The organism is Paraburkholderia sp. RCC_158 (assembly GCF_041355255.1).
Classification (GTDB): domain Bacteria; phylum Pseudomonadota; class Gammaproteobacteria; order Burkholderiales; family Burkholderiaceae; genus Paraburkholderia; species Paraburkholderia graminis.
This window is the reverse complement of the sequence record NZ_JBFUPM010000001.1, coordinates 490,927-516,908: the sequence shown is the minus strand read 5'-3', so window position 1 is coordinate 516,908 and position 25,982 is coordinate 490,927. Positions and strand designations below refer to the sequence as shown.

General features: G+C 62.6%; 24 protein-coding genes. 10 read left to right on the top strand and 14 right to left on the bottom strand.

Annotated features, from left to right (window positions below):
* Position 1 precedes the first annotated feature (1 nt).
* From nikC to AB6809_RS02290, 7 genes are all read right to left on the bottom strand, one after another.
* On the bottom strand, positions 2 to 916 hold the full coding sequence (nikC, locus tag AB6809_RS02320) for a nickel transporter permease (protein ID WP_029966881.1): 915 nt from the start codon (positions 914 to 916) through the stop codon (positions 2 to 4).
* A 58-nt stretch (positions 917 to 974) separates the two neighbouring features.
* Complete coding sequence (locus AB6809_RS02315) at positions 975 to 2,045, bottom strand: ABC transporter permease (RefSeq protein ID WP_029966880.1); 1,071 nt, start codon at positions 2,043 to 2,045, stop codon at positions 975 to 977.
* Positions 2,046 to 2,065: 20 nt separating this feature from the next.
* On the bottom strand, positions 2,066 to 3,673 hold the full coding sequence (locus AB6809_RS02310; protein ID WP_029966879.1) for an ABC transporter substrate-binding protein: 1,608 nt from the start codon (positions 3,671 to 3,673) through the stop codon (positions 2,066 to 2,068).
* Positions 3,674 to 3,726: 53 nt separating this feature from the next.
* The gene (ddpX, locus tag AB6809_RS02305) at positions 3,727 to 4,293 is read right to left on the bottom strand and encodes a D-alanyl-D-alanine dipeptidase (protein ID WP_029966877.1); all 567 of its coding nucleotides are present in this window, start codon (positions 4,291 to 4,293) and stop codon (positions 3,727 to 3,729) included.
* Positions 4,294 to 4,298: 5 nt separating this feature from the next.
* The gene (sapR, locus tag AB6809_RS02300) at positions 4,299 to 5,177 is read right to left on the bottom strand and encodes a sap1 transcriptional regulator SapR (protein WP_029966876.1); all 879 of its coding nucleotides are present in this window, start codon (positions 5,175 to 5,177) and stop codon (positions 4,299 to 4,301) included.
* Positions 5,178 to 5,314: 137 nt separating this feature from the next.
* The gene (locus AB6809_RS02295) at positions 5,315 to 6,193 is read right to left on the bottom strand and encodes an alpha/beta fold hydrolase (RefSeq protein ID WP_029966875.1); all 879 of its coding nucleotides are present in this window, start codon (positions 6,191 to 6,193) and stop codon (positions 5,315 to 5,317) included.
* Positions 6,194 to 6,226: 33 nt separating this feature from the next.
* Complete coding sequence (locus tag AB6809_RS02290; RefSeq protein WP_029966873.1) at positions 6,227 to 7,480, bottom strand: MFS transporter; 1,254 nt, start codon at positions 7,478 to 7,480, stop codon at positions 6,227 to 6,229.
* 72 nt (positions 7,481 to 7,552) lie between these two features.
* Here AB6809_RS02290 and AB6809_RS02285 point away from each other — a divergent pair, with 72 nt between their 5' ends.
* Positions 7,553 to 8,476 (top strand): LysR family transcriptional regulator, encoded by a 924-nt coding sequence (locus AB6809_RS02285; protein ID WP_307260134.1) that lies wholly within the window; start codon positions 7,553 to 7,555, stop codon positions 8,474 to 8,476.
* 53 nt (positions 8,477 to 8,529) lie between these two features.
* Here AB6809_RS02285 and AB6809_RS02280 read toward each other — a convergent pair whose 3' ends face one another.
* Complete coding sequence (locus AB6809_RS02280; protein WP_029966869.1) at positions 8,530 to 8,832, bottom strand: VF_A0006 family four-cysteine protein; 303 nt, start codon at positions 8,830 to 8,832, stop codon at positions 8,530 to 8,532.
* 71 nt (positions 8,833 to 8,903) lie between these two features.
* Positions 8,904 to 9,827 (bottom strand): LysR family transcriptional regulator, encoded by a 924-nt coding sequence (locus AB6809_RS02275; RefSeq protein WP_006049660.1) that lies wholly within the window; start codon positions 9,825 to 9,827, stop codon positions 8,904 to 8,906.
* A 107-nt stretch (positions 9,828 to 9,934) separates the two neighbouring features.
* Between AB6809_RS02275 and AB6809_RS02270 the strand changes: the two genes are divergently transcribed.
* Positions 9,935 to 10,678 (top strand): SDR family oxidoreductase, encoded by a 744-nt coding sequence (locus tag AB6809_RS02270; protein WP_029966868.1) that lies wholly within the window; start codon positions 9,935 to 9,937, stop codon positions 10,676 to 10,678.
* An 80-nt stretch (positions 10,679 to 10,758) separates the two neighbouring features.
* On the opposite strand, the gene AB6809_RS02265 is transcribed toward AB6809_RS02270, so the two are convergent.
* Both AB6809_RS02265 and fnr read right to left on the bottom strand, forming a co-directional pair.
* Complete coding sequence (locus AB6809_RS02265) at positions 10,759 to 12,087, bottom strand: SUMF1/EgtB/PvdO family nonheme iron enzyme (RefSeq protein WP_371025971.1); 1,329 nt, start codon at positions 12,085 to 12,087, stop codon at positions 10,759 to 10,761.
* Positions 12,088 to 12,212: 125 nt separating this feature from the next.
* Complete coding sequence (fnr, locus tag AB6809_RS02260) at positions 12,213 to 13,001, bottom strand: fumarate/nitrate reduction transcriptional regulator Fnr (protein ID WP_307260131.1); 789 nt, start codon at positions 12,999 to 13,001, stop codon at positions 12,213 to 12,215.
* Between the two features lie 534 nt (positions 13,002 to 13,535).
* On the opposite strand from fnr, the gene AB6809_RS02255 reads away from it, so the two are divergent.
* The 3 genes from AB6809_RS02255 (at position 13,536) to AB6809_RS02245 (ending at position 18,645) form a co-directional block, all read left to right on the top strand.
* Positions 13,536 to 15,176 (top strand): methyl-accepting chemotaxis protein, encoded by a 1,641-nt coding sequence (locus AB6809_RS02255; RefSeq protein ID WP_029966864.1) that lies wholly within the window; start codon positions 13,536 to 13,538, stop codon positions 15,174 to 15,176.
* Between the two features lie 231 nt (positions 15,177 to 15,407).
* Positions 15,408 to 18,002: a 2-oxoglutarate dehydrogenase E1 component gene (locus AB6809_RS02250; protein ID WP_029966862.1), complete on the top strand. Its 2,595-nt coding sequence runs from the start codon at positions 15,408 to 15,410 to the stop codon at positions 18,000 to 18,002.
* Positions 18,003 to 18,255: 253 nt separating this feature from the next.
* Complete coding sequence (locus AB6809_RS02245) at positions 18,256 to 18,645, top strand: two-component system response regulator (protein WP_006049654.1); 390 nt, start codon at positions 18,256 to 18,258, stop codon at positions 18,643 to 18,645.
* A 47-nt stretch (positions 18,646 to 18,692) separates the two neighbouring features.
* Here the strand turns inward: AB6809_RS02245 and AB6809_RS02240 are convergent, their stop codons facing one another.
* On the bottom strand, positions 18,693 to 19,172 hold the full coding sequence (locus tag AB6809_RS02240) for a universal stress protein (protein ID WP_006049653.1): 480 nt from the start codon (positions 19,170 to 19,172) through the stop codon (positions 18,693 to 18,695).
* A 234-nt stretch (positions 19,173 to 19,406) separates the two neighbouring features.
* Here AB6809_RS02240 and AB6809_RS02235 point away from each other — a divergent pair, with 234 nt between their 5' ends.
* Positions 19,407 to 20,096: a FadR/GntR family transcriptional regulator gene (locus AB6809_RS02235; protein ID WP_006049652.1), complete on the top strand. Its 690-nt coding sequence runs from the start codon at positions 19,407 to 19,409 to the stop codon at positions 20,094 to 20,096.
* A gap of 112 nt (positions 20,097 to 20,208) precedes the next feature.
* Here the strand turns inward: AB6809_RS02235 and AB6809_RS02230 are convergent, their stop codons facing one another.
* Positions 20,209 to 20,802 carry an acyl-homoserine-lactone synthase gene (locus AB6809_RS02230; RefSeq protein WP_029966860.1) on the bottom strand — a complete coding sequence of 198 codons (594 nt, stop codon included), beginning with the start codon at positions 20,800 to 20,802 and terminating at the stop codon, positions 20,209 to 20,211.
* Positions 20,803 to 20,956: 154 nt separating this feature from the next.
* On the opposite strand from AB6809_RS02230, the gene AB6809_RS02225 reads away from it, so the two are divergent.
* The gene (locus tag AB6809_RS02225) at positions 20,957 to 21,274 is read left to right on the top strand and encodes a hypothetical protein (protein ID WP_006049650.1); all 318 of its coding nucleotides are present in this window, start codon (positions 20,957 to 20,959) and stop codon (positions 21,272 to 21,274) included.
* On the opposite strand, the gene AB6809_RS02220 is transcribed toward AB6809_RS02225, so the two are convergent.
* Positions 21,258 to 21,962, bottom strand: coding sequence for a LuxR family transcriptional regulator (locus AB6809_RS02220; RefSeq protein WP_029966858.1), 705 nt, complete (start codon positions 21,960 to 21,962; stop codon positions 21,258 to 21,260). The two genes, AB6809_RS02225 and AB6809_RS02220, sit on opposite strands and share 17 nt — an antisense overlap.
* 598 nt (positions 21,963 to 22,560) lie before the next feature.
* On the opposite strand from AB6809_RS02220, the gene AB6809_RS02215 reads away from it, so the two are divergent.
* The 3 genes from AB6809_RS02215 to AB6809_RS02205 all read left to right on the top strand — a co-directional run bounded on the left by AB6809_RS02215 (position 22,561) and on the right by AB6809_RS02205 (position 25,941).
* On the top strand, positions 22,561 to 23,493 hold the full coding sequence (locus tag AB6809_RS02215) for a dihydrodipicolinate synthase family protein (protein WP_006049648.1): 933 nt from the start codon (positions 22,561 to 22,563) through the stop codon (positions 23,491 to 23,493).
* Positions 23,494 to 23,532: 39 nt separating this feature from the next.
* The gene (locus AB6809_RS02210) at positions 23,533 to 24,483 is read left to right on the top strand and encodes an SMP-30/gluconolactonase/LRE family protein (RefSeq protein ID WP_029966855.1); all 951 of its coding nucleotides are present in this window, start codon (positions 23,533 to 23,535) and stop codon (positions 24,481 to 24,483) included.
* A gap of 288 nt (positions 24,484 to 24,771) precedes the next feature.
* Complete coding sequence (locus AB6809_RS02205) at positions 24,772 to 25,941, top strand: extracellular solute-binding protein (RefSeq protein ID WP_006049646.1); 1,170 nt, start codon at positions 24,772 to 24,774, stop codon at positions 25,939 to 25,941.
* Positions 25,942 to 25,982 lie beyond the last annotated feature (41 nt).

Here is a 25,982-nt window from a genome sequence, read left to right as displayed (position 1 = left end):
GTCAGTCTCCGTGACGCGGATCGAACACGTCGCGCAATCCGTCGCCGAGCAGGTTGAACGCGAGGCTCACGAGCAGGATCGCGAAACCCGGGAGCGTCGCGACCCACCATGAATCGAGCAGCACGTTGCGGCCGGAAGCGACCATGAAGCCCCATTCGGGACTCGGCGGTTGCGCGCCGAGCCCGAGAAAGCCGAGACCCGCGACAGTGAGAATGATGCCCGCCATGTCGAGCGTGGCGCGCACGATCACGGACGACATGCACAGCGGCATCACATAGCGCAGCAAAATGCGCAGATTCGACGCGCCTTGCAGACGCGCGATCTGGATGAAGTCGGCCTGCACGAGCCTCAACGTTTCGGCGCGCGCGAGACGCGCATACGCGGGCCACGCGGTGATGGAGATCGCGATCACCGCATTGATCACGCCGGGCCCGAGCGCCGCAGCGAACGCGAGCGCGAGCACGATCTTCGGAAACGCGAGCGCAATATCGGTGATGCGCATCAGCACGTTATCGACCCAGCCGCCGAAGAAGCCCGCGGTTGTTCCGATCATCAGGCCGATTGGCACGACCAACACGACCACGAGGATCGCTATCGACAGAGTCAGTCGCGAGCCATAGATGATGCGCGAGAGAATATCGCGCCCAAGCTGATCGGTGCCGAGCCAATGCGATGCCGAGCCCGGTGGCAGCAAGCGGTCGGAGAGCACCTGGCGCAACGGATCATGTGGCGCGATCCACGGTCCGATGATCGCGACGATCACGAGCACCATCAGAATCGCAAAGCCGAACACGGATAAAGGATTACCCGCAAAACGCCGCCAGCGTCGATAGGCAAGGCCCAACGCGGCCTGCTTGCGCGACGCGGGTGTGTCGGTGAGCAGCCATTGCTTCCACGAAAGGCGCGGCGCATTCATCGGCCAGTCCTGCGTCGAATGTTCGAGAGGAGGACGCACGTAGATAGTCTCCGTTGCATCAGCGGGCGCGCGGATCGAACACGCGATAGAGCGCGTCGGTGAGCAGATTCAACGCGATGAAAGTGGCGCCTATCACGAGCGTGCTGCCGAGTACGGCATTCATGTCGGCATTGAGCAGCGCACCCGTCAGATACGAGCCAATGCCAGGCCACGCGAATACGATTTCGGTCAGCACCGAACCTTCGAGCAGGAAGCTATACGAAAGCGCGATCACCGTGAGCAGCGGCACCGCGATATTCCCAAACGCATGCACCCACACGACGCGCCGTTCGGGCACGCCCTTCGCGCGCGCCGTCGTGATGTACTCCTGGTTCAACTGATCGAGCATGAACGAGCGCGTCATTCGACTCAGATACGCAACGGAGTAATAGCCGAGTATCGCGGCAGGCAACGCGACGTGTGAGATCGCATTGAAGAACACGTCCCATTCGCCGGCCATCAGCGAATCGACGAGCAGGCTGCCTGTGCGCGAGTCGACCATGCCGTCGAACACCGGGTCGAGTCTGCCGGGACCCGACACCCAATGCAGCTTCGCGTAGAACAGCAACAGTCCCATCAGGCCGAGCCAGAATACAGGCACGGAACTGCCGATCAGCCCCACGAAGCGCGCAACGTGATCGATCCAGCGGTTATGCCGCGTCGCCGCCACGACGCCGAGCGGCACGCCGACCAATACGCCGACGATGGTCGCGAGCGTCGCCAGTTCGAGCGTCGCGGGAAAGACGCGGCGGATGTCGTCGAGTACGGGCTTGGCCGTTAGCAGCGACATGCCGAGGTCGCCATGCAGTACCGCACTCACGTAGATCAGGAATTGCTCGGCAAGCGGCTTGTCGAGACCCAACTCGATACGCGCGGCCGCATAGGCGGCCGCCGACGCGCGATCGCCGAGTATCGCGAGCACAGGGTCGATCGGCACCTTGCGGCCAATCACAAACGTCACGGCAAGCAGGCCCGTAAACGTGATGGCGAGCGTGAGCGCCCAGCGCAGCACGCGCAGTGTCCAACGCACGCTTGCGCGGCGCGCGGACACGGCGCGAATGCGGTCGATAGGAGTCAGGGTTGTCGACATGATCCAGCGCCGCCAGGCGATTACTGCTTCTTCACGTGCAGATACGAAACGAGGTCGTTGATCGGCCCCACTTCGAGTCCAGACACGCCTGGGCGCATCGCTACCTGCGATACCTGCTGGAACATGATGACGAACGGCGAATGCGCGAGCATGTCCTTTTGCATCGTCTGATAAAGCTGTGCGCGTTTTGTGGTGGACGACTCGGCAAGCGCGGCGTTGGTCTGTTTCGTCAAATCGGGAATGTCCCACGAATTACGCCATGCGAGCATCTTGTACGAGGACTTGTCGGAGTTGTCCGGATTCCACGCGTAGCCCTGCGCATTGCTGTGCGGGTCGATATAGTCGGCGGACCATTCGCCGATATAAATGTCATGCTGACGCGCGCGATACTTCGCGAGCGTCTGCTTGTTATCGCCAGGAATGATCTCGACTTTGATTCCGCCTTGAGCCAGATTGGCTTGCACTGCCTGTGCAATTTCGTTGTACGGATAGGCGCTGCGCACATCCATCGTGACGCTAAAGCCGTTCGGCAAGCCCGCTTTGGCGAGCAGTGCCTTCGCCTTCGCAACGTCCTGGTGATAGGGGTTGCTGTTGAGTGCGCCGAGAAAACCTTCCGGCAAGAACGTTTGATGAACCTTATAAGTCGTCTTCACGACGTTCGTCTGAATGCCGTTGTAATCGATCAGCCATTTCATTGCTTCCTGTACTTCCGGCTTCGCGAGATTCGGGTTCTTCACGTTCAGACCGAGATAGAGCAGTGTCGCTTGCGGCACTGCCATCACATGCGCCTTGTTGGATTTCGTCAATGCCGCGAGATCGTCGGGACTCAGATTGCGCGCGACGTCAGCATCGCCATTTTCCAGCAGCAGGCGCTGGCTCGACGCTTCGGGAACGTGACGAAGCACGATGCGCTTCATCGCGAGCGGCATGCGGTAATCGTCGTATTTCTGCAGAATGATGCTGTCGTTGGCGGTCCATTTGACGAGCTTGTATGCGCCCGATCCGGCCTCATTCGTGCGCAGCCATTCGTTGCCGAAGTCATTGCCTTTCTGATGCGACATCAGCAGCTTTTTATCGAGCACCGATGCGGGCCACGCGCCGAGAACATTGAGTACAAAGGTGGGCGCGTATTTCTGATCGGTCGTGATGCTGACTGTCGAGTCGTCGATCTTTTGGACTTTCTCCAGCGCGTTGTCTTTGGTGAGGCCAATGCCTTGCAGCACGGCGGCCGCGCCTTTATCCAGCAGCACACAGCGCTGGATCGACCATGCGACATCATCGGCTGTGAGCGGATTGCCCGAATGGAACTTGAGGCCAGAGCGAATCTTGAAAGTGAACGTGAGACCGTCGGGACTCACGCTCCACGATTGCGCGACGTCGCCATTGAATTTCGACGGGTCTTTCAGATCGACTCGCACAAGACGGTCATAGGTATTCGCAACGTATTCCTCGGGCACAAGTTCATAGACTTCGCCGGGATCGAGTGTCGAGAACTCGTCGAGCGTCGTGGCCATGACAAGCATGTCTTTCGGCGTCGCCGCGAGCGCGCTGCCTGTCATCGTGACGGAAAATGTCAGCGCGGATACCACCGCGACTGCTGCCAGCGCATTGCGCAAAACCAGATTCATACTCGCTCCGTATCTAAAGGAAGAGAACCTGCAAATGGACAGCCGGAAATCAATCACATCAACTTCAATGGGCCGCTCTCGCTGTTGTCGATGACGGGCAGCGCGCGCGAGCCAGGCAATTCGTAATGCCACCATTCGCTTGCGATGTGCGTAAAGCCGGCTGCGTGCATGATGCCGAGCAGCAGCAGCCGATTGCGCTGCACAGCTTGCGGCAGGCCGTGGTGAAAGTGTTCCGAGGCTTTCACCATTTCATCGAAACCGGTGCCCATGTCGAGCGGTTCGCCATTGCCGTCTATCAACGTCAGGTCGATAGCCGTGCCCCGGCTATGGTTTGAGCCGCGGCCGAGTTCGGCTATGTAAGTCGGATCGGGCAGAAAGTCCCACAGTACTTTTTGCGCTTGAGGCGGACGGTACGCGTCGAAGATGAGCAAGCTCATGCCTATGCTCTCCGCGAGTTCGACGGCTTTACGCAATGCGGCTTCGGCCGGTTCGAGCAGCAGGCAATGCGCTTCGCGGTAAATCGGCTTGCCGGTGAAGTTGCGCGACGTCGCGTAAACGAGGTCGATGTCCACACGATGCGTGTCGTGCGTAATGTGTATCAGGCGATGTTTGTCGGTCATGGTGGTCAGAATTCGAACTGATCGAGTTCGCGTTGCAGTTCGCGATTACGCGCAACGCGCTCGTCGATGGCAGGGCCGAGGTGCTCGACAATCGAGCTCAGCAAGAGATTGAACAGACACGTGAGCGGCGCAAGGGAATCCCAGAACTGGCCGACATCCGTCTTCACTTGCAACAGATCGCAATTGAAGTCGCGCGCCCACGGGCAATAGAGATCGGTGACGAGCGCAAACGCGATCTTGCGCTGTGCCGCGGCTTCGCAATAACGGCGTGCGATGCGCGAATAGGCGCGCGTGTCCGTCACAATCAGATAGGGCGAAGCGAATTCGGAGTTCAATGAATCCACATAGGAACCCGACATGCCGTCGGAATAGAACACACGTGGCCGCAGATATTCGAGGTAGCTGAAGAACGCGTTCGATATGCCGCGAGTCGATTGAATGCCGACGATATAGACCGCGTCCGCTGTCGCAACATGTTGAGTGACGCGGCCAAATGCTTCGCTTTCTGCGAGCTGATAGACGTAGCGCACCGCATCGACTTCGAGATCGAGCGACCGTGCGAGTGCCGCATGCTGCCGGCTCATGCCCTCCGAGTGTTCGTCGTGGCGCTCGCTGCGATACTCGTCGAGCCGGTCGGTAATGAACCACGGACGCGTTTGTGCGCCGCGCAACTCGCGCTTCAGGTCATCCAGATTGCGATAGCCGACGCTGCGCAGAAAGCGTCCAACGGAAATGCCGCTCGTTCCCGTTTGCTGCGCGATCTGATCGGCCGTCTCAAGGCCGAGCCGGTCGATATTCGCCAGCATATAGGTGGCAATGCGCTTGGCTGTCGGCGTGAGCGTGGTGAAGCTCTCCTGGACCGTATCGGTAAACGCAGTACGCATCGCGGGCTATTCGTTATTTACCTGTCATGAAAGCGTGCTGTGGTAGCTATCTGACAAGGACAATAAAGCCGGCGCTACATTAATTTTTTAATCAAAGAGCACGGGTCGATAGTCGGTGATGCGCGATGCATACTGTGTCAACGTGCCCACACGCGCCGCATGAAATCGAGCGTCAACGCGGCGATGTCGTCGCTCGCTTCTTCCAGCGCGAAGTGGCCGGCATCGAGCACATGCACTTCTGCGTCCGGAACGTCGCGCTTGTAGGCGTGGGCGCCATGCACGGTGAACGACGGATCATACTTGCCCCAGGTCACGAGCGTAGGCGGCCGATGCTCACGCAACCACGCTTGCCAGCGCGGATACGATTCAAGATTCGTGCGGTAATCGTAGAAGAGGTCGGTCTGCATGGCGGCCTGTCCGGGGCGCGCGAGAAACTGTTCTTCGTCGCGCCAGTTGTCCGGGTCGTAGCGCTGTGGGTTCGGGCTCGTGCCCACGTGCCGCAGCTTCAACGCATCCGGCGAGGCGAGATTGGCCCGCAAGCTCGCTTCGTGTTGCGCGCGGTCTTTCCAGAATGCCTTGCGCGTTTCCCACAGCGGTCCGAGTCCTTCTTCATGCGCGACGGCATTCTGAATCACGATGCCCTTCACTTTGTCCGGCCGGGCCATCGCAAGCCGGAATCCCACCGGGCCGCCATAGTCGGCCATGAACAGCACGTAGCGATCGAGCTTCAACGCTTCGGTGAACAGTTCGATGGATCGCGCGATGTTGTCGAACGTGTACGCGTAGCTTTCGGGCGAAGGCGCCTCGCTATTGCCGAAGCCCGGATAGTCCGGCGCGATAACGCGAAACTCCGGCGCGAGAAACGGCATGAGTGGTTCGTACATCCGCGAAGACGATGGAAAGCCATGCAGCAGTAGAAGGGTCGGCGCGTCCTTCGGCCCTGCCTCGCGATAGAAAATGTCGACGCCGTCGACGTTCACCGTCGAATAGCGGAAAGTAGAACGGGTTGCATCCATGATCGGTTTGTCCTCAAGTGGAAAGGTGCGATATCAAGGGCGTGGCTCGGCACCAGAAGGCGCCGTGCGCGACGTGCGCGTCGGCGCTGCCGTCTGCACGACATGCAGTACGCTAGCCGCGAGCGCAAATGCCGCGGCGGCCATGCACACACCCATCCAGTGGCCGAACGCCCATGCGGGCCCCGCGAGCAGCGCACCGATTGCGCTGCCGACGAAAAAGAGTCCGGTGAAAAGGCCGTTCACGCGGCCGCGTGCCTGCGGGTTGAGCAGGTTGACCGCGCGGCGCCCCATCGCCTGATCGCCGATCACGCCGAGATCGAGCAGCAGCGCCGCGAGCACGAGGAGCGCGAGCGAAGCGGCCGGCGACAGGCCGCTGCTTCCGCCGAGCAGCGCGATGCAGCTTGCCAATACGACGATCGAGTGGAAGGCGATGGTCGCTTGCCGGTCGAGGCCACGGTCGCCAAGACGTCCCGCGACCGGCGCGATGATCGTGCTGCCCGCGCCGGCCAGCGCGAACAGACCCACCCCGACATGGCCGAGCCGCAGCGGCGCGCTCGCGAGCTTCAAAGCCACGCTCGTCCAGAACAGGTTGAACGACACCATCAACAGACCCTGGTACAGCGCGCGCCGCCGCAGCACCGGTTCGTCGCGGATCAGATGCAGCAGCGAGCCGATCAACGCGGCATACGAGCTTTGATGAACGGGACGCCGGTCCGGTACATGCGTCCACAGCCATGCCGACATGACGGCAAGCGCGGCGGCGTCGATCGCGTAGTAGCTGCGCCAGCCGAACGCGCCGGCGATCAGGCTCGCCGCCGGCCGCGACAACAGCACCCCGAGCATCAGGCCGCTCATCACGTCGCCGACGACGCGGCCGCGATCGGCCTCCGGCGCTTGCGATGCGACGACGGGCACGAGCATCTGGATCGCACTCGACGTCAGCCCAACGAAAAACGACGCCGCGAGGAAGGCCACCGGCTCGCGAGCGGCGGCGAGAACGGCGAGCGCCAACACTTGCGCGCCGAGCGTCGCGATGATGAGCGGCCGGTTCGGCAACAGGTCGACGAGCGGCACGAGAAGCAGCAGGCCGGCGGCGTAGCCGGTGAGCGTCAGCATCGTCACCATGTTGGCCCACGCGCCGAGTCCGACAGACGTGGCGAGATCGTTGACGAGCGCTTGCGACGCGTACAAACCGAGTACCGCGATGCCGACGGCAATCGCATAAGGGCGCGTCGCGATGGATGCGGGCGTCGCAACGGCGGCAGGACTCTGATTGGTCGATGGCATACGCAGGTGGCTCCGCGAGAACGATGCTTCGTATGCTACTCGCGCTTCTCTGATAGATAATCGGGGCGGAAAATGACTCTTTCTCCCGAAAAAATGGATAATGGATCGCTGCGCGACCTCGAGGTTTTTGTCGCGATTGCCGAGGAAGGCAACCTGACTGCAGCCGCGCGACGGCTCGACCGGTCGTTGCAAGCGGTCAGCCGCTCGCTGCAAGTGCTCGAGCGCGAGGCGGGAACGCTGCTCGTCGCGCGCACCACGCGGCAGTGCCGGCTCACCACGGCGGGCGAGCAGTTCTACACGCGCATCAAGCAGGTGCTCGCCGATCTGGCGATGGCGCGCGCCGAACTGGCCGAGCACGCAACTACGGTGTCGGGGCGTCTGCGTATCTGCGGTCCGACGCTCTTCGGTCCGCGCTATATCGCGCCGCTGGTGGCGGCGTTTCTCGCGCGCTATCCGCGACTCACGGCGTCGCTCGATCTGTCCGAGGAGTACGACGATCCGGCGACGAGCGGCGCGGACGTCACCATCCGTATCGGCGAGACGCCTGACTCGAATCTGATTGCGCGGCGGCTCGGCACCATCCGCCGGGTGACGTTCGCGTCGCCCGCTTATCTCGAGGCGCGCGGGCGTCCGCTGCGGCCGGCTGATTTGAAGCAGCATGATTGCGTGATCCGCTCGTCATTACCGGAAGCCTCGCTGTGGCGCTATCGCAGCAAACGCGGAGTGGAGGAGTCGGTGCAGGTGCGCGGACGCTTTGAAAGCAACAGCACGGCGGCGATCAACGACGCCGTTGCGAGCGGTCTCGGTATTGGCCGGGCCGCGTACTGGCAGATTGGCGAACTGGTGCAGCAGCGTCGCGTGGAACTGATCCTGACCGACTATGAACTGTCGCCGCTGCCGTTGCAGGCGCTATGGTTGCCTACGCGGCGCCTGCCTGCGCGCACGCGGCTATTCGTGGAGTTTCTGGCGTCGCGGCTCGAAAGCGTCGCGCTTTAGGGCGGCGGGTTGATTAGAACAAGCGCGGTTGCGCAACGTGAGTCCGCATCGCCTCACATAGGATTCTGCCGACGGCACGCGTGCAAGATTTCGTTGACTGCAAACGCGCCTCGCACGCTCTGCACATTCTGCAAGACACACACGTGATAGGCCCTTTCACGCGGCAACAGCAGTGCACCGTTTTTGTAGAGCGCGATGCACGAATTGGTAATGGCGCGCGCCGCGTAATTGCTCTGGCTATTTGCGAGCGAATTCAGAATGCATTGGTCGTACTCGGGATTCCCGCCTCCGAATGCGAAAGCCGGCAGCGGCGCGGCGAGCGCTGCTGAAACAAGCACATAAACGAGTCTGAGCATGAGTGCGGAAAGCTCGCTGAGATGACGGCAGATAATCGTAGCATGTGCGTTATAGGTGGACACGCGCCGCCTTATCGGCCGTCGAATTTCGCGGCGAGCTTCTGCTTTCGAAATGCATCGACGACGAAATCGATAAACACGCGCGTCCTCGCCGGCAACAGTTTTTTGTTCGGGTAGTAGATCGATATCGGTCCTTGGTCCGCGTACCACGCCGGCAAGAGACGCATCAGCGCGCCGCTTGCGAGCCAGGGCGCTGCGTGCGGCATCGGCAGGAAGGCGACGCCCTGGCCGTGCATCGCTGCGTGCGCGATCGCTTCGGGGTCGTCGAAAATCATGCGCGTGCGGCACTCCGCCTGGTACTGCTCGCCCACATGGTTCTGCAGCGTCCACGCGCGCAACCGGCCGGTTGTCGACGAGCGGCGAACGATTCCGTCGAACGCGCTCAGTTCGGATGGGTGCCTCGGCATCGTGCGCGTCGCCATATAAGCCGGCGATGCCGCCACGATCACATGCGTGCGCGCCAACTCGCGCGCCACGATTCCCGGCGTCAGTTCAATGCCGCCGCCGATGGCGACGTCGAAGCCGTCGGCGATCAGATCGACGGGCCGGTTGTCGAAGTGCCAATCCGGCACGATCGCCGGATAGTGCTCGAGGAATTCGCCCAGCAAGGGCACCAGATATTCGCGGCCGAATGCCAGTCCCAGACTCACCTTGAGCGTGCCCGCCGGCCTGCCGTCCTGGACGGCAGCACCGGCAAACGCGTCTTGCAGCGCGGTGAACGGCGCGGCGACTTCGCGCAACAGCTTCTCGCCTTCGGTCGTCAGCGTGAGCTTGCGCGTGCTGCGCTGAAAGAGCCGCAGACCCAGCGAGGTCTCGAGCCGCGCCACGTTCTTGCTCACGGCGGCCGGTGTCAGGCCGAGCCGGCGCGCCGCCGCCGAGAAGCTCAGGTGCTCTGCGCTGAGCACAAACGATTCGATCAGGTTGAGAGGCTCCACGGCGATTTCGGACAAATAGTTGAAAGAGATAGTCTAGATCACACGCTAGTCGAAGGGGAATGTCAGGACGATACTGCTCTCCACTCACTCACCCATTGGAGCAAGACATGACTGCAAATCTGACTGGCAAAGTTGCATTCGTCACCGGCGGCAGCCGGGGCATCGGCGCGGCAATCGTGCAACGTTTGTCGAAGGAAGGCGCGACGGTAGCGTTCACGTACAAGGGTTCGTCGGCGGCCGCGCAGGCACTCGCCGGCAGCATCGAGCAGCAGGGCGGCCGCGCGCTCGCATTGCAAGCGGACGCGGGCGATGCCGCCGCGGTGAGCCGCGCGATCGACGATGTCGCCGGCAAATTCGACAAGATCGATATTCTCGTGAACAACGCGGGCGTGCTCGCGCTGGGCCCGGTCGAGACGTTCTCGCTCGAAGACTTCGACAGAACGCTGCAAGTCAACGTGCGCGCTGTGTTCGTCGCGGTGAAGGCGGTGTTGCCGCATATGGGCGAGGGCGGCCGTATCGTGAACATCAGCAGCGTCAACGCCGAACGCATGCCGTTTCCCGGCGGCGCCGCGTACGCAATGAGCAAGTCCGCGTTGCGCGGACTCGTGCAAGGTCTCGCGCGCGATCTCGGTCCGCGCGGCATCACGGTCAACAACGTGCAGCCCGGTCCGACCGATACGGACATGAACCCTGAATCTGGCGATTTCGCGTCGATGCTGCACGGTTTCATGGCGCTTCCGCGTCATGGACGGCCGGATGAAATCGCAGGGATGGTCGCGTATGTTGTCAGCCCGGAAGCGGCATTTGTCACGGGCGCGAGCTTGACGATCGACGGCGGTTTCAACGCCTGATCGAGTCGCGCGAGCAGGAAGCGACGCATAAGCAAGCCTGCCGGTTTTTTCGGCAGGCTTGTTCTCTTATGCGTGATTCGTCACGCGCTCACGCAGCGGAACCCCGCATAAACGTACTGATAATGCGGCTGAAACCAGTTGCGAAACGTCGGCCGCAACATGCACTGCGCGGTGCGCGCCGATCCGCCCTTCAGCACGAAATGCTTGCCGTCGAAGAAATTGGCCGAGTAACCCAGGTAGAACGGAAACGGCTCGAACCCCGGCAAGCCGTCGAACAATGTCGACGTCCATTCCCAGCCGTTGCCAAACTGGCCTTCCACGCCGAATGCGCTCACGTTGTCGGGATAAGCGTCGACGGGCCGAGGGTCCCAGCTACGGAAATCGAAGTTGCCCGAGCCCACGTGCGGCGCGCCCTGCGCGGCGCGTTGCCATTGCGCTTCGGTGGGCAGCGCCTTGCCGGCCCAGCACGCATAGGCGCTCGCCTCGGCGTGGCTGACGTACGCGGGCCAGTCGAGCGGCAAGGGCACGTCGTCGAACATGGTGCGCAACGTCCATTCGTCGCGACGGCCGCTGCCTTCGCCGCTGTCTTCACCGTTACGTTCGCTGTTGACGCTGCGCCGCGACCAGCATGCCGGATGCTCGATGCCCTCGGCTTCCTTCCACGCCCAATCCTGCTCCGACCACCACTTCGGCTCGCGATAACCACCCGCGTCGATGAACGCGCGAAACGCGCCGTTCGTCACCATATAGCGGTCGATCTCAAAGGCCGGCACGTCCACTTGCAATTCGCCGAACTCGTTGTCCCAGCCGAAGCGGCCGCCGTCGCGCCGCATCCCGAGCGTGGCCGAGCCCGCAGGCACCCGGACCATCGACGATACGCCGTTCGCGCGCCCCGGACCGGTCACGACAGGCTCGCGCAGCTCGGTCACTTTCTGTGCGAGCGGCAATTGATGAAGCATGTACGCAAGCGTCTCCGCGTGCATCAGCCGATGCTCGATCGCGACATTCAGCAATTGCTCCGACGCATCGACGCGCGCGGAATCGGTCAGCGCGCGCAGTTCGCGGTCGATCTGTTCGCGAGCGCGCAGGCCATACTCGCGCACGGTCTGGAGCGAAGGCCAGTCGCCTGGTTGATCGGTGGGAAAGCCGCCATCAACCGGATCGATGCCGAAGGCGAAAAGCTGATCGAGTTGGGGATCGAAAGCGGGCAGTTCGAACAGACGCTGATCGAACAGATTACGGTCGAAAGCTTCGAGGTGACCGATATAAAACACGATGCGATGCCGCTCGCGGATCGGTCTTTCGTACAGAAACTCGGGCTTGACGATGGAGAAGAGAGCGTCGGTAACTTGACGCGCGTCGATCAGACGCTGAACGAGCGGGTGATGCGGGCGGGGATCGCGGTTCATTTCGCCGGGTCTCCTTGCGGGGGACGGACTAAACAAAGACTGTACCCGCTCGCAGTTGCCATGCCAAGGCAAAAGACCCGCCGGAAAAACGTGCAAAGGGCCGCGGCCGGCCCTGTGCGCGGGGTTTAGACCTGCCGCAAGCCGTCCAGATCGACGATGCGAATGTGCTTGCCTTGCGTGTCGATCAGGCCGCGCTTTTGAAATCTTGACAGCGTGCGGCTCACGGTTTCGAGCGTCATGCCGAGGTAGCTGCCCATGTCCTCGCGCGTCATCCGCAGATTGAACTCCGCCGACGAATAGCCGCGTTGCGCGTTGCGCTCGGAGACGTCGAGCAGAAAGGCCGCGACCCGTTCGTCCGCCGACAGCGAGCCGAGCACCATCATCTGGGCGGCTTCGCGCACGATCTGCTCGCCGAGCAGCTTGTGCAGGCGCTCCTGCATCGAGCCGATTTCGCGGCACAGCGACTTGAGCGCGGTGTAGGGGACGATGCACACGGTGCTGTCCTCGAGCGCGAGCGCGCTGCACGCGTGCCGGTCTTCGCTGATGCCGTCGAGGCCGAGCGCTTCGCCGGCAAGCCGCAGGCCCGTGACCTGTTCGCGCCCGTCGCGGTGCGCCATGACGGTTTTCATCGAGCCGGAGCGCACTGCGTAAATGTTGTCGAAACGGTCGCCGCTGCGGTACAGCGCTTCCCCGCGATGCACGGAGCGCGCCGAGCAGATCAGCGTTTCGAGTTTGGAAAGTTCGTCGTTCGACAAGCCTTGCGGCATGCACAACTGCCGCATCGAGCAGCTCGAGCAGCGCGCGGCGCTGCGGGTGGGCGTGCGCGTGGCGGCACGCGGCGTCGCCCGGCGGCTGGCTCGCGCTGCGGGCGAGGTGACGGCGGAGCCGGCCTGAACGGCGGGAGCCGGGGCCAAACTCGGGGCGGAAGTCGGGGCGGAAGGCGGGGCGGGAATCACAACGGTAGGGGTCAACATGTCTGAGCCGATGTCAGGAGGTAATGATTGATTGTCCCACCGGCTCTGTCCCCCGTTTCGCGGCAAAATGACGCGCTCCCGCGCTCAAGCCTCTTGAGCGACGTCAGAACGCCGCGCCTTGCGTCCTCCAAACGCGGAAGCGTCCGAATGCGCTTTCCCGCCCGCGCGAGCTCTTACTCAACGTTTGCGTCAACCAGCGACTTTCCCGCGCACTCGCAAACGTTTGGCGAATTTTTTTCTTTCTCGCGCACACCACTCTCAAGGTTTAGGAGTTTTTGTCGTCATATTGTCTGAAGAATGCGGCGGCAACGAGAAAGGGGCGGACTACAACGCGCCCATGTCGGCGTCATCGAGTGAACCGCCTTGAGACGAGGCGGATGTGTTCACGCCGAAGCGGGGGCGGTGCCGCAATGCGGTGACCTGCGCGCGCTTCGCGACAACTTTTATCGAGCGGTTGGGGAAGGAATTAGACACATGAAGATTTCGAATTTGAAAATCGGGGTTCGTCTTGGCTCCGCCTTTGCGCTGATGGTCGCGCTGCTGGTCGGCACGGCTGTCGTCGGTATCGAGCATCTCGAGTCGACCAACACGAAGATGGATGAGATCGTCAGCAATCGGTATACGCTGATCGCGCTCAGCAATCAGATCAAGAGCAACGGATACAAGGCAAACGGCATTCTGAGCAATCTGCTGCTGACCACGTCGCCCGATAAAGCCAAGCAGTACATGGACGACTACGCGGCGATCCGCAAAGCGAATGCGCAAGCCTACGCCGAGCTCGAAAAGCACCTGACGAGCGATGAAACCAGGGCGCTCTTCAAGCAGCAGTTCGACGCGCGCTCGGCTTACGGCGTGAGCGTTAAGAGCTTCTTCGATCTGGTCAGCAAGAACCAGCAGCAGGACGCGCGCGACGTCTATCAGGGCGACATGGCGCGGCTGCAGGACGCTTATTACGTTCTCGTCGACAAGATGGTCGACGTGCAGGCGGACCGGATGGCGCGCGATGTCGCCGAAGCCGTCGCCGAAGCGCACAACGCGAAGCTGCAAATGATTCTGCTTGCGCTGTTCGCCACGGTGATCGCGATCGCGACCGGCATCTTCATCACGCGCACCATCACGCGGCCGATCAACCGTGCGGTCGTTCTCGCCGAAGCGGTCGCGGCCGGCGATCTCACGCATCATCTGCACATCGATTCGACCGATGAAGTGGGCCGCCTTCTCACCGCGCTCGAACGCATGACCGGCAATCTGCACGGCATCGTCGCGCAAGTGCGCCAGGGCACGGACACGATCAGCCAGGCGACGCGCGAAGTGGCGAGCGGCAACATGGACCTGTCGAGCCGTACCGAACATCAGGCGAGCTCGCTCGAAGAGACGGCGGCCGCGATGGAGCAGTTGACGTCGACGGTCAAGCAGAACGCCGATAACGCACGCGAGGCCAATCAGCTTGCGTCGAGCGCGTCGGATGTCGCGGTGCGCGGCGGCGAAGCCGTGAACCAGGTCGTGAGCACGATGACCGCCATCAACGAGTCGTCGCGCAGGATCGTCGAGATCATCGGCGTGATCGACGGCATCGCGTTCCAGACCAACATTCTCGCGCTCAACGCAGCGGTGGAAGCGGCGCGCGCGGGCGAACACGGGCGCGGCTTCGCGGTGGTCGCGAGCGAAGTGCGCGGCCTCGCGCAGCGCAGCGCCGTTGCCGCGAAGGAAATCAAGGAGCTGATCGCCGACTCGGTGAGTCAGGTCGGCACCGGCGGCAAGATGGTCGAGGAAGCCGGACAGATCATCGGCGAAGTCGTGAAGAGCATTCGCCATGTGACGGAAATCGTGGCCGAGATCAGTTCGTCGAGCAAGGAGCAAAGCGAAGGCATCGAGCAGATCAACCACGCCGTCACGCAGATGGACAAGGTGACGCAGGAAAACGCCGCGCTCGTCGAGCAAAGCGCCGCCGCGGCGCAGGCTCTGCAAGACCAGGCGCAGCAACTCACGCAGACCGTCAGCACCTTCAAGCTCGACGACGCCACGTCGAAACAACGTCGCGTCACGCGCGACTCGCATGCGCATCGCTCGAATGATGTCAGCGATGCGGGTGCTTGGCTCGTGTCGGCCCAGTAGAAGTCGAGGCAGGCAACGGACGGAGACACGAGCCGGTCGCGCGGACCGGCTCGATAACACATAGAAGACCGAGCGCTGCTGCAAGCCCGCATCCGCATCGCGCTCTTTCCCGTTTCGCTGTCTGCCGAAGATCACGGCCAACCGTCGCGTTGCCGTCGCGGGCGTACGCCCCGAGCATTCGCATGCGGACAGCGGAATCCGATTAACGGTTTCTTCCGCACGCTATCCAACATGTCCCACGTCTCTTCCGAATCGATTGTTCTTTCACGCTCGCCAGCCGGCGCGGTTATCGAACCGGCAGGCGACCTGTCGCCGGTAGCGCGGACGCTGCAGGTCCGGCGCTTCATCGACGCGTTCCGTCAGCACGGTCATCGTCAGGCGTCGCTCGATCCGCTGCGCCTTGCGCCCGTGCCCGAGGTGCCCGAACTCGACCCTGTGTTTCATGGGCTCGATCCGGCGCAGCCGATCGGCGCCGAAAATCCGCTGCTGCCGCCTTCGGCTGCGGTGCATGAACTCGAGCGGCAATTGCGGCGCGTCTATTGCGGCGCGATCGGCCTCGATCTGACCGGCATCCGCGATCAGCAGCGCCGCGCCCAGTTGTCCGCGTGGCTCAAGACGGAGCAGCTTGCGCCGTTGCCGGCGCGCGAGCCGCGCCGCCGTGTGCTGCGCCGTCTTGTGGCCGCTGAAACGTGGGAGCGTCATGTGGCGGCGCGATTCGAACATGCGAAGCGCTTCTCGCTCGAAGGTTGCGAGAGCCTCGTGCCGCTCATCGAAGCAATCGTCGATCAGGCTGCCGCTCATGGCGTTCGGCAGGTGTTCGCGGGCATGCCGCATCGCGGGCGCCTGAATGTGCTTGCCAACGTGATGGACTTCGATCCGGCGAAGCTGGTCGATTGTCTCGATCCCGATTCGGAAGCCGCGGCCGTGCAGCGCGATCTGCCGTATCACCTCGGCGCCAACACGGTGAGAAAGACGCAAGACGGCGATGTCGCGATCTTCCTTGCGCCCAATCCGTCGCACTTGCAAAGCGTCTATCCGGTCGTGAGCGGCATGGCGCGCGCGTACCAGGACGAGCATCGCGGCTTCGGCTGCCTGCCGCTCGTCATGCACGGCGACGCCGCCTTCGCGGGCCAGGGCATCGTGATGGAAACGCTCAACATGACACGCAAGGACGGCTATGCATTGGGCGGCACGATCCATGTGATCGTGAACAATCAGATCGGCTTCACGACGCCGAACCGGATGGACGCCGAAGCGTATTCGTATTGCACGGACATTGCGCGGATGATCGACGCGCCCGTGATCCGCGTGAACGCCGATCGTCCCGACGAAGTGATGCGCGCCGCGAAGCTCGCATTGCAATACCGGATGGAGCACGAGGCCGATGTGATCATCGACCTGATCGGCTATCGGCGTCTGGGTCACTCGGAGCATGACATCCCCGCGCTCACGCAGCCGTTGCAGCAAGCGGCGATCGCGATGCATCAGACCGTCACCGAGTTGTATCACGCGGCCATCGGCGAAGACACGCCGCTCGACGTGCTGCGTGCAGAAGCGTTGAAGGAGCTTCAGACGACGCCGCCGTCCGCGCGAACTTCGTCACGGTCTCACGGCAACCGGACAAAGCGCACGCGGCCGTTGTCGCTCGCGCGCATGCAGTCGTTGACCGCGGCGTTGACTCGCACGCCGCCCGCGTTCCGGCTGCACGAGTTGCTGCGCAACATCACCGCGCAGTGGCAAAAGAGCGTCGCCGATGAAACCGCGGCCGTCGACTGGTGCTTCGCGGAAAACCTGGCTTATGCGACGTTGCTTGACGACGGCCATAGTGTGCGCATCTCCGGCATGGACGTCGGTCGCGGCACATTCATGCATCGGCATGCGGTGTGGCATTCGCAAGGCAACGCGGCAAGCGACACCGCAAACGCGACCGAGCCTTATGTGCCGCTGCAAAACCTCGGTGTGCATCAAGGCGAGTTCGACATCGTCAACTCGCCGCTGACCGAAGAGGCGGTGCTGGGTTTCGAATACGGCTACAGCGTGCAGACCGGCTCGCACCTGGCAATCTGGGAAGCGCAGTTCGGCGACTTCGTGAACGGCGCGCAAGTGATCATCGACCAATACATTGCCGCGGGCGAGTACAAGTGGGACCAGCGCTCCGGTTTGACGATGCTGCTGCCGCATGGCCACGAAGGCGTCGGTCCCGAGCATTCGACCGGGTATGTCAGCCGCTTTCTGCAACTATGCGCGGGCGGCAACATGAAGGTCGTGATGCCGTCGACGTCATTGCAATGGTTCCATATGCTGCGCGAGCAGGCGTTGAGCGCGGAGCCGAAGCCGCTCGTCGTGATGTCGCCGAAAGGACAGCTCTATGGCAATGCGCGCTCGCATTCGCCGCTCGGCGAGTTGATCGGCGGCGCGTTTCTTCCGGTGCTGCACGATAGCGGCGTCGCTTCGCCGCAAGACGTGACGCGCGTCGTGCTGTCGAGCGGCAAGTTCTTCTATGACTTGCAGGCAGCGCGCGATGCTGGCGGCGACACGCGAACCGCGCTCATCCGCGTCGAGCAGTTGTATCCGTTTCCGACGAGCGAGCTTGCCGTTGCGCTCGCCGCCTTCCCGCAACTCGAGGAAGTGGTGTGGGCGCAGGAAGAGGAAAAGAAGCACGGCGCATGGCATTTCGTACGCGACGAAATCGAGCAGGCGGTGCCGGCGAACTGCCGCATTGTCGACGTGTGCCGGCGCGAAAGTCCGTCGGGCGCTCACTCGTCGATACGCGCGCATCGCGACGAACAGCAGCGCCTCGTCGCGGCTGCTCTCGCGCGCGGCTGACGTTGCAACGTCAAGCGGTTTGCCTGCCGAGGTGCGATTGAGTTGCTATTGTTAACAACAACAGGCAGCAACACGCGAGGCTCTCGCGAGCGGCAATTAACCATGCCGCATGGCGGCAGCCTCGCGCTTTCCGGCTTCGTTTCACAGCCTGATTTCGCGGCTTGCCTACGGGCACGCCGGCTCGCGCAAGCGGGCAGCGCGCGTTGGCATGCGGGTTGCGAAGCAGGTCGTCGAAGCGATAGGACAATTGCACATGGCAACCGTACTGCTGGTCGATGACGACGCCGAGGCGCTCGATGCATGGAGCGCCGTCTGCGCCGCGGGGGGTTACGAAGTAAAGACGGCGCTCGACGGCAAGTCGGCGCTCGCGCAGTTCATGGCCGCGCCGGTCGACGTGGTGGTTGCCGACTGGCGCATGCCGGTCATGTCGGGCAGCGAGCTATGCCACCGGTTGCGCACGCTGCCGGGTCTCGCCGACGTCGCGTTCATACTCGTCTCGGGAGAACCAAGCCCGCCCGCCTTCGTGAGCTTCGACGGATTCCTGCGCAAGCCCGTGGACGGCGCGATCCTGCTCGCGACGATGCGGCGCTTGCTGGACGATCACGTGACTCATCGCGCATTGCAACGCGGCGGGCAGCCTTGATGCTGCCGATTGCCGCATGCCGCATGCCGCACGCCGTTGCGGCGACCTCAGATATCCGCGTGCGGATCGTCGGCCTGCTTGGTTGCCGCCGATGGAATCAGCAGCACCGGCAAGCGCGCCTGGCGCACGCAGCGCTCGGCGACGCTGCCGAGAATCAGCCGTTGAAATCCGCGCCGGCCGTGCGTGCCCATGACGAGCAGATCGGCGTTGAAGTCGGCGGCGGCTTTGAGCACAGCGGTTGATACATCATCGAGCGACGCCGCCTCGCTAACGACAATCTCGCCCTTCACACCTTGCGCGTCCATTTCGCGCGCCAACTCCACGCCGAGTTCCTTGCCCTGTTCGATCAGCCGGTTGCGAAGCACCGAAGGATCGTAGCCGGGCGCCTCGAAATACATCGGCGTATTTTCGACGACATAGAGCGGCTGCAAAACAGCGCCCGTCGATCTGGCGAGCGCGAGCGCCGCCTCGAAGGCGTGGCGCGAAGTCTGGCTGCCGTCGACCGCTACAAGAATGCGTGTGTACATATCCACTCCACGTCAGGTTGCGAAATTTCGATCATGATCCACCGACTTGCGTTCGGACAGGATGTAAATCAAGCGGTTCACAAATTTTGACGTGGAGCCGCGCGGACAGACCGCACATTGGCAGCGAGGTGCGGCGGCCTTTCACCCGATTGCAGGCGTGTGAAACGCGGCGAATGCCGCCAGGGTTTGCCTTACAATTGGAGCCTACTCTGACAAGCTGCATCCGCCCGGCCGATGAACGAGCGCAAAACGACGGGCTTGCCCGACAAGATCTACGGCGACATCCTGAATCGCATTCTCGAAGGCGAGTACAAGGAAGGTCAGCGGCTGCCCACCGAGCACGCGCTGGCCGAGCGTTTTTCGACTTCGCGGCCCACGGTGCGCGAGGCGCTGGCGCGGCTGAGGGCCGACGGCATCATCGTGACGCGCCACGGTTCGGGTACGACGGTCGCGCGGCGGCCCGATCCCGACGTGCGGCGTTTTGCGCCGCTCGAAACGCTGTCCGACATCCGCCGTTGCTATGAATTTCGCATCGTCACGGAGACGGGCGCGGCGGAGCATGCGGCACTCAAAGCCGACGCCGACGACATCGCCGCAATCGAAGAAGCGTGGCAGCAACTGGAACGCATCATCGAGACGCGCGGCATCGGCGCACACGACGACTTCCTGTTCCACCTCGCGGTGGCGCGCGCGTCGCGGAACCCGTTTTTCATCACGGTGATGTCGTTCATCGAGGAACAGATTGTTTTCAGCATGAACCTGTCGCGCAATCTCTCGCTCGTGAAAACCGTGGAGCGGCAGCGCCTGGTGCAGGCTGAGCACAGAGCGGTGCTCGACGCGATCCGCCGTAAAGACCCGCAGGCGGCAGGGCAGGCGATGCGAGCGCATCTGGAAAATGCGCTCGAACGGATGTTTGGTTCGTAGGGAGCTTCGCGTGATCCGCCGCGCGCGGATCGAGCAGGGTTAGCAGCGCGTGGACAGTTGCGATGGCCGGCGGCCGGCAGCCAGGCGGCGGAGCAGCGAAGCAGTGGAGGAGCTAAGCGGCCGCGGCCATCGGCCCGAACAGAGCCGTGCGCGTTTTCGGACTCACGGCAATATCCAACGCTACCGCGCGTTCCACGCCGATCTGCAGCGGTGAACCGAGCCGGCTGATTTCAATGCCGGTCTTGCGCAACAGCCGTTCAATTGGCGTCGTGGTCACCGTCACATAGCGCGTGATGCCCATGCGGTCCGCGAACGTGACCAACTCGTGGATCGCCTGCATCGTCACATCGGCGAAACCGAACGACTTCTCCTCGCCGCTCGTGTCGATCGCGAAGCGGCTCAGTTCCCAGATGTGCCGCCCAACCGGCGCCGCCGCGCCGTGCAGCAGTTGCGGGAAGGTGTCTTTCAGCATGTTCGGCCCCTCGGTCGGCATGAGGCGCCAGCAGCCGCGCACGCGCCGGTCGTCGCCCTGAATCAGCATGTAATGCGGTCCCAGCGCATCGTAGCCGTCGATCTCCATGCCCGCTATGGTCGGAATATCCCACCCCAGCCGGCCGTGAAACACCCGCGCCCGCAGGCGGTACATCTCGTTGATGTCCTCGTTGTCGAACTCTTGACGCATTCCAATCCGGATTGCTGTTTGCATGACGTTCTCCTGAACGTGTTGGGGAAAACCAATACGCAGGAAAACTTATGCATTCTGAATCGTTCCGCCACCTATCTACCTGGATAGGTGTGCATGCTTATCGGATAACGCAGAATTTGAGATAGCAACAGCACTCAACCGACGGGACACGAAAATGGAACTTCTCGACAATCACTGGCAACCGCAAACCGGCCTCCAAACGCGTTCGGCGGAGCCTTCCACGGCGGTGGACCGGGTCTTGATCATTGCTTACCGCAAAAAGAAAAAAGAGAGCCAGCGCCGTTTCTGGGCGCGTTTCGGCGTCACCCAGTCGCGCGGCAGCCGCTTTGAATCCGGCGCGGAAATCCCGGCACCGGTTTCGATCCTGCTGGGGCTGTACTTCACCAAGACCGTCTCGGATGCGGACCTCGGCCGCGCCGAGCGCGTGCTGCATAGCCGCGACGCCGCCGCCTTGCTCAACCCGGGTCAATAAGCCCGAGTTGCGTCGCAATCACGGCTGCCGCGCGCCGCGAATTCACGCCGAGTTTCGTCCTGATGTTTTTCATGTGGAAGTTCACCACGGCTTCCGAGCAGTTCAGGATATGCGAAATTTCCCACGTGGATTTGCCGCGCGCGGTCCATTGAAGACACTCGCGTTCGCGCGGCGTCAGCTTCGGCAACAGCGTCTGCGTGTGCGTATGCAGATGGCGCTGGCTGGTGTCGATCACCAGGTCGCGCAGTAGCACAAGGTTGGGCAGCACGACGTCGATATGACGCCAGAAGGTGTCGGTCGGATTTGCGTCGTTCACGAAGCACATCATGCCGGCTTCCTGATTCGGGCCGTGAATCGGCAATGTCACGCCGGCGCGCAAACCGTGCGCGCGAGCTTCCTCGTACATGGACTGCTGCGGCGCCGTGATGAAGATTTCCGGCGACCAGACAAGCGGCGTGGAGCGCGTCGCACAATGCGCGACGGTCGGGTCGATGTGCACGAGACCCTGCTCGTCGTAAGTGCGGCGCCACGCGGGCGCATAGGTGCTGCGCACATACGCGTCTTCCAGCCGAATGGTCGGGCGCGGCAGCATGGCAATCAGAAGCCGGTCGAATCCCCACGTCTCGGCGAGATCCGCGACGGCACCGAACCACGCCGCCTCGTCGGCGGCGTCCAGTAGCGGCGCCATCTGCTCGATAAAATGTAGCGACAATTTCGACTCTCTCAGACTCGCAAATATCCGGTAGGTCATTTGCGCAGGTTTTTATTTACGGCTGCTTTAATCGCAATCTATCACTAAAAGCCTGTTGCACAGAAAGAGCCCCGCACGAGACTGCCGGCATTAATCCGGGCTTTACCTCTGCATAATTGCTGCCGGCAGTAAATCCGCTCGTCGGGATCGCAGTTATGCGCCTTCTGGCGCCCTATGCCGCCGCGAGCCGCACGCAGCAACGGTTTAGCGCTGCGCCGCCGGTTCGCGGCCTCATCCCCGCGCTGCGACGACTGCCAATCAAACGCGCAAAACGACCTCATTTGCCAAATCGCGGCTATTACCGCAATCACCGATTTGCGATGCAGTTTTGCTTCCTCACGCTATTCACGGTCCTCGCACGCATTGTCATATAAAAGGCGATGCGCTGCGTTTGGGCATTTCGCCGCGAACGCGAACCCTTCGCGCCCGCGCTATCGCTCGCAAAGTTGTTTGACAACTTCTCGCGGCCGATGCTACCTTGGGAGCCTGTTTCCATTCCATTCCATTCCACTCCACTCGACTCCCGTCCCGTCTCATGAACGAATCCCCATTCGAAGACAGCGAACTCGCTGCGTCGGTCATGGCTGTGCCGCCTTTGGCGCGCCGCGCGGACCATGCACTCGACGCCGCTCAGAACGCCGCGCTGATCCGCCACATCGAGGCGGGCGGCGTGCGCACGCTGCTCTATGGCGGCAACGCCAATCTGTATCACGTCGCCGTGAGCGAATATCGCGACTTGCTGGATATGCTGTCCGAGAGCACGAGCGACGACACGCGCGTCATTCCGGCAATCGGCCCGGACTACGGAAAAATGCTGGATCAGGCGCGGATTCTCGCGCAGACCCGCTACCGCACGGCGATGGTGCTGCCGCTCGCGGGCTTCACGACTTCGGAGGGCGTCGAAGCGGGGCTGACGCGCATCGTCGATGCAGCCGGCATTCCGCTCACGCTGTACATCAAGAGCGAAGACTATGTGGAAGTGGAGACGCTCGCGCGGCTTGTCGAGCGTGGCACATTGCTGGCGGTCAAGTATGCGATCGTCCGCAAGAATCCCGCTGACGATCCGTATCTGCGCCGGCTGCTCCAACATGTGCCGGCGGGCAAGATCGTATCGGGCATGGGCGAGCGCCCGGCGCTCGTGCATCTGCGCGAGTTCGGCCTCGCCGCATGGACGACGGGCTCCGGCTGCATCGCGCCGCGCATGGTGACCGCGTTGTTGCACGCGGCGAAGCGCGGCGACCATGACACCGCGCAGCGCCTGTACGACGCGTTCCTTCCGCTCGAAACCTTGCGCGACGACATCTCGCTGATCCGCGTGCTGCATGACGCGGTCACGTTCGCGCAGATCGCCGACATGGGGCCGCTGCTGCCGCTGCTCAGTTCGACGCCGCCCGAACATCATGCGAAGATCGCCGATGCCGCGCGCACGCTGCTCGCGCTCGAAAGAGAATACGAGCGCGCGACGTGACCGCTCAATCCACGCTCAATCCATCCACGTAGAGACAGCATGACCGACAACAGCCGACGCTATCCCGATCCTTCCGTGCGCGTGTTCGATCCGCGCTTCAAGTCGCTGATCCTGGCGTCGGCGTCGGTCGAGTGCCTGTATCAGGGCGCGCGCTGGTCCGAGGGACCGGTCTGGATCGGCGATGGCTGCTATCTGCTGTGGAGCGACATCCCCAACGACCGCATCTTGCGCTGGGACGAAACGAGCGGCGCGGTCAGCACGTTCCGCCAGTCGTCGAATAATGCGAACGGCCATACGCGCGACCGCCAAGGCCGGCTCGTGAGCTGCGAGCATCTGACGCGCCGCGTCACGCGCACCGAATACGACGGCTCGATCACCGTGCTGGCGGATCGTTATCGCGGCAAGCGTTTCAATTCGCCGAACGACGTGGTCGTGAAATCGGACGGCTCGATCTGGTTTAGCGATCCGACCTTCGGCATAGACGGCTTCTACGAAGGCGAGAAGCAGGAGTCGGAACTGCCGGCTTGCGTGTATCGCATCGACGGCCAGTCGGGCGAAGTGAGCGTGGTCGCCGACGACATACTCGGACCCAACGGCCTCGCGTTTTCGCCGGACGAGTCGTTGCTCTACATCGTCGAATCGCGCGGCGAGCCGCGCAAGATCCGTGCGTTCGACGTCGATGCCGATGCCGGCGGCAAGGGCGCGGCGCTCTCGAACAATCGCGTGCTGATCGATGCAGGCCCAGGCACGCCGGATGGTTTTCGCGTCGACATCCACGGGAACCTGTGGTGCGGTTGGGGCATGGGCACCGACGAACTCGACGGCGTGCGCATCTTCACGCCGCAAGGCGAGCCGATCGGCCATATTGCATTGCCGGAGCGTTGCGCGAACGTGTGCTTCGGCGGGCGTCATCGCAACCGGCTTTTCATGGCGGCGAGCCACGGCCTTTACTCGCTGTATGTGAACACGCAAGGCGCGCGCGGCGGCTGATGACAATCACAACGCCGCGCGCACGGTTTGCTCAGGAGGGCTAGTTGCCTGACAAACGCCCGCTGCTTGCCTCGGCGAATCAGCGGCTCGGGGTTTGCCCTCGTATACAACTTCGTCAAATCATTGACGGCAAAGGCCTTCGGGCCTCGCGCAGCGAAATCCAGTGCTACGCGCCAGCAAGCACATTTGCTTGACATCGGCTGTTCCGCTTCGCTATGTTGCAAGGGTTGAAAGAGACGCTCGGGGCACTCGACCGGCGGACCTCATACCAAGAAGCGAGGAGACGCAATGACTGTTTCACACAGGTTGGCGCTCAGGCTGGTGTCGGTATGTTTCGCGGCGAGCGCCGCATTCGGGTCCGCCGCGTTTGCGGCCGATCCTGTCACGCTTAATATCGTCGACGTCGCCGGCGATCTTCAACTCACGCAAAAGGGCTTCGAGGCATTCAAGGCGAAGTACCCGAACCTCGTCGCCAATATCACCTACACGAACGCGCCCGCGCCGCAGTTGCCGGGCAAGATCAAGGCGATGCAGGGGGCGGGCCGGTCGGACATCGACCTCGTGCTGACCGGCACCGACGCGCTCGCGGCCGGCATCGAACAGAACCTCTGGACGAAGCTGCTGCCCGATAACGCCGCGCAGTTCCCCGGCGTGCTCGACAAGTACGCGCCCGGCCCGCGCAAGATGCAGGAGCTCGCGCAAGGCTTCGGCCTCGAAGTCGCGTATATGCCGGCCGGACCGCTGCTCGAATACAACCCGGCCAAAGTCAGCGATCCGCCGAAAACGCCCGAGCAACTGCTGCAATGGTGCAAGGCTCACCCGGACAAACTCATCTACGCGCGGCCCGCGAACTCGGGACCAGGCCGCACGTTTCTGATGGGCTTGCCCTATGTGCTCGGCGATAAAAATCCACAGGACCCGATCAACGGCTGGGACAAGACCTGGGCTTTCCTCAAGCAATTGAACGAGTGCATTCCGTACTATCCAGGCGGCACGTCGGCGGTCATGAAAGAACTCGGCGAGGGCACGCGCGACATGACGGTGACGGTGACGGGCTGGGACATCAACCCGCGCGCGCTCGGCATCGTGCCGGCCGAATTTCGCGTGCAGGCGTTCGACAACATGACGTGGGTGAACGACGCGCACTTCATGGTGATTCCAAAGGGCGTGCCGAAGGAAAAGCTCGACGTGCTCTACAAGCTGATGAATTTCATGCTCGAGCCCGCGCAGCAGGCGTTGACTTACGACGACGGTTACTTCTATCCGGGACCGGCAATCAAGGGCGTTACCGAAGCACAAGCGCCCGCGCATAGCCAGGAAGTCCTGAAGAAGTACGGACGTCCCGAGTACGCCAAGCTGCTCGCGGAACGTCCGCACGCGTTGCCGCTCAATGCAGCGGCGATGGTCGCCGCCTTCAAGAAGTGGGACACGGAAGTGGGTGCGCAAAAAACCAAATAGCCACGGCGGACAGCCCGCGCTTCCACTCATGCCAGTGCGAT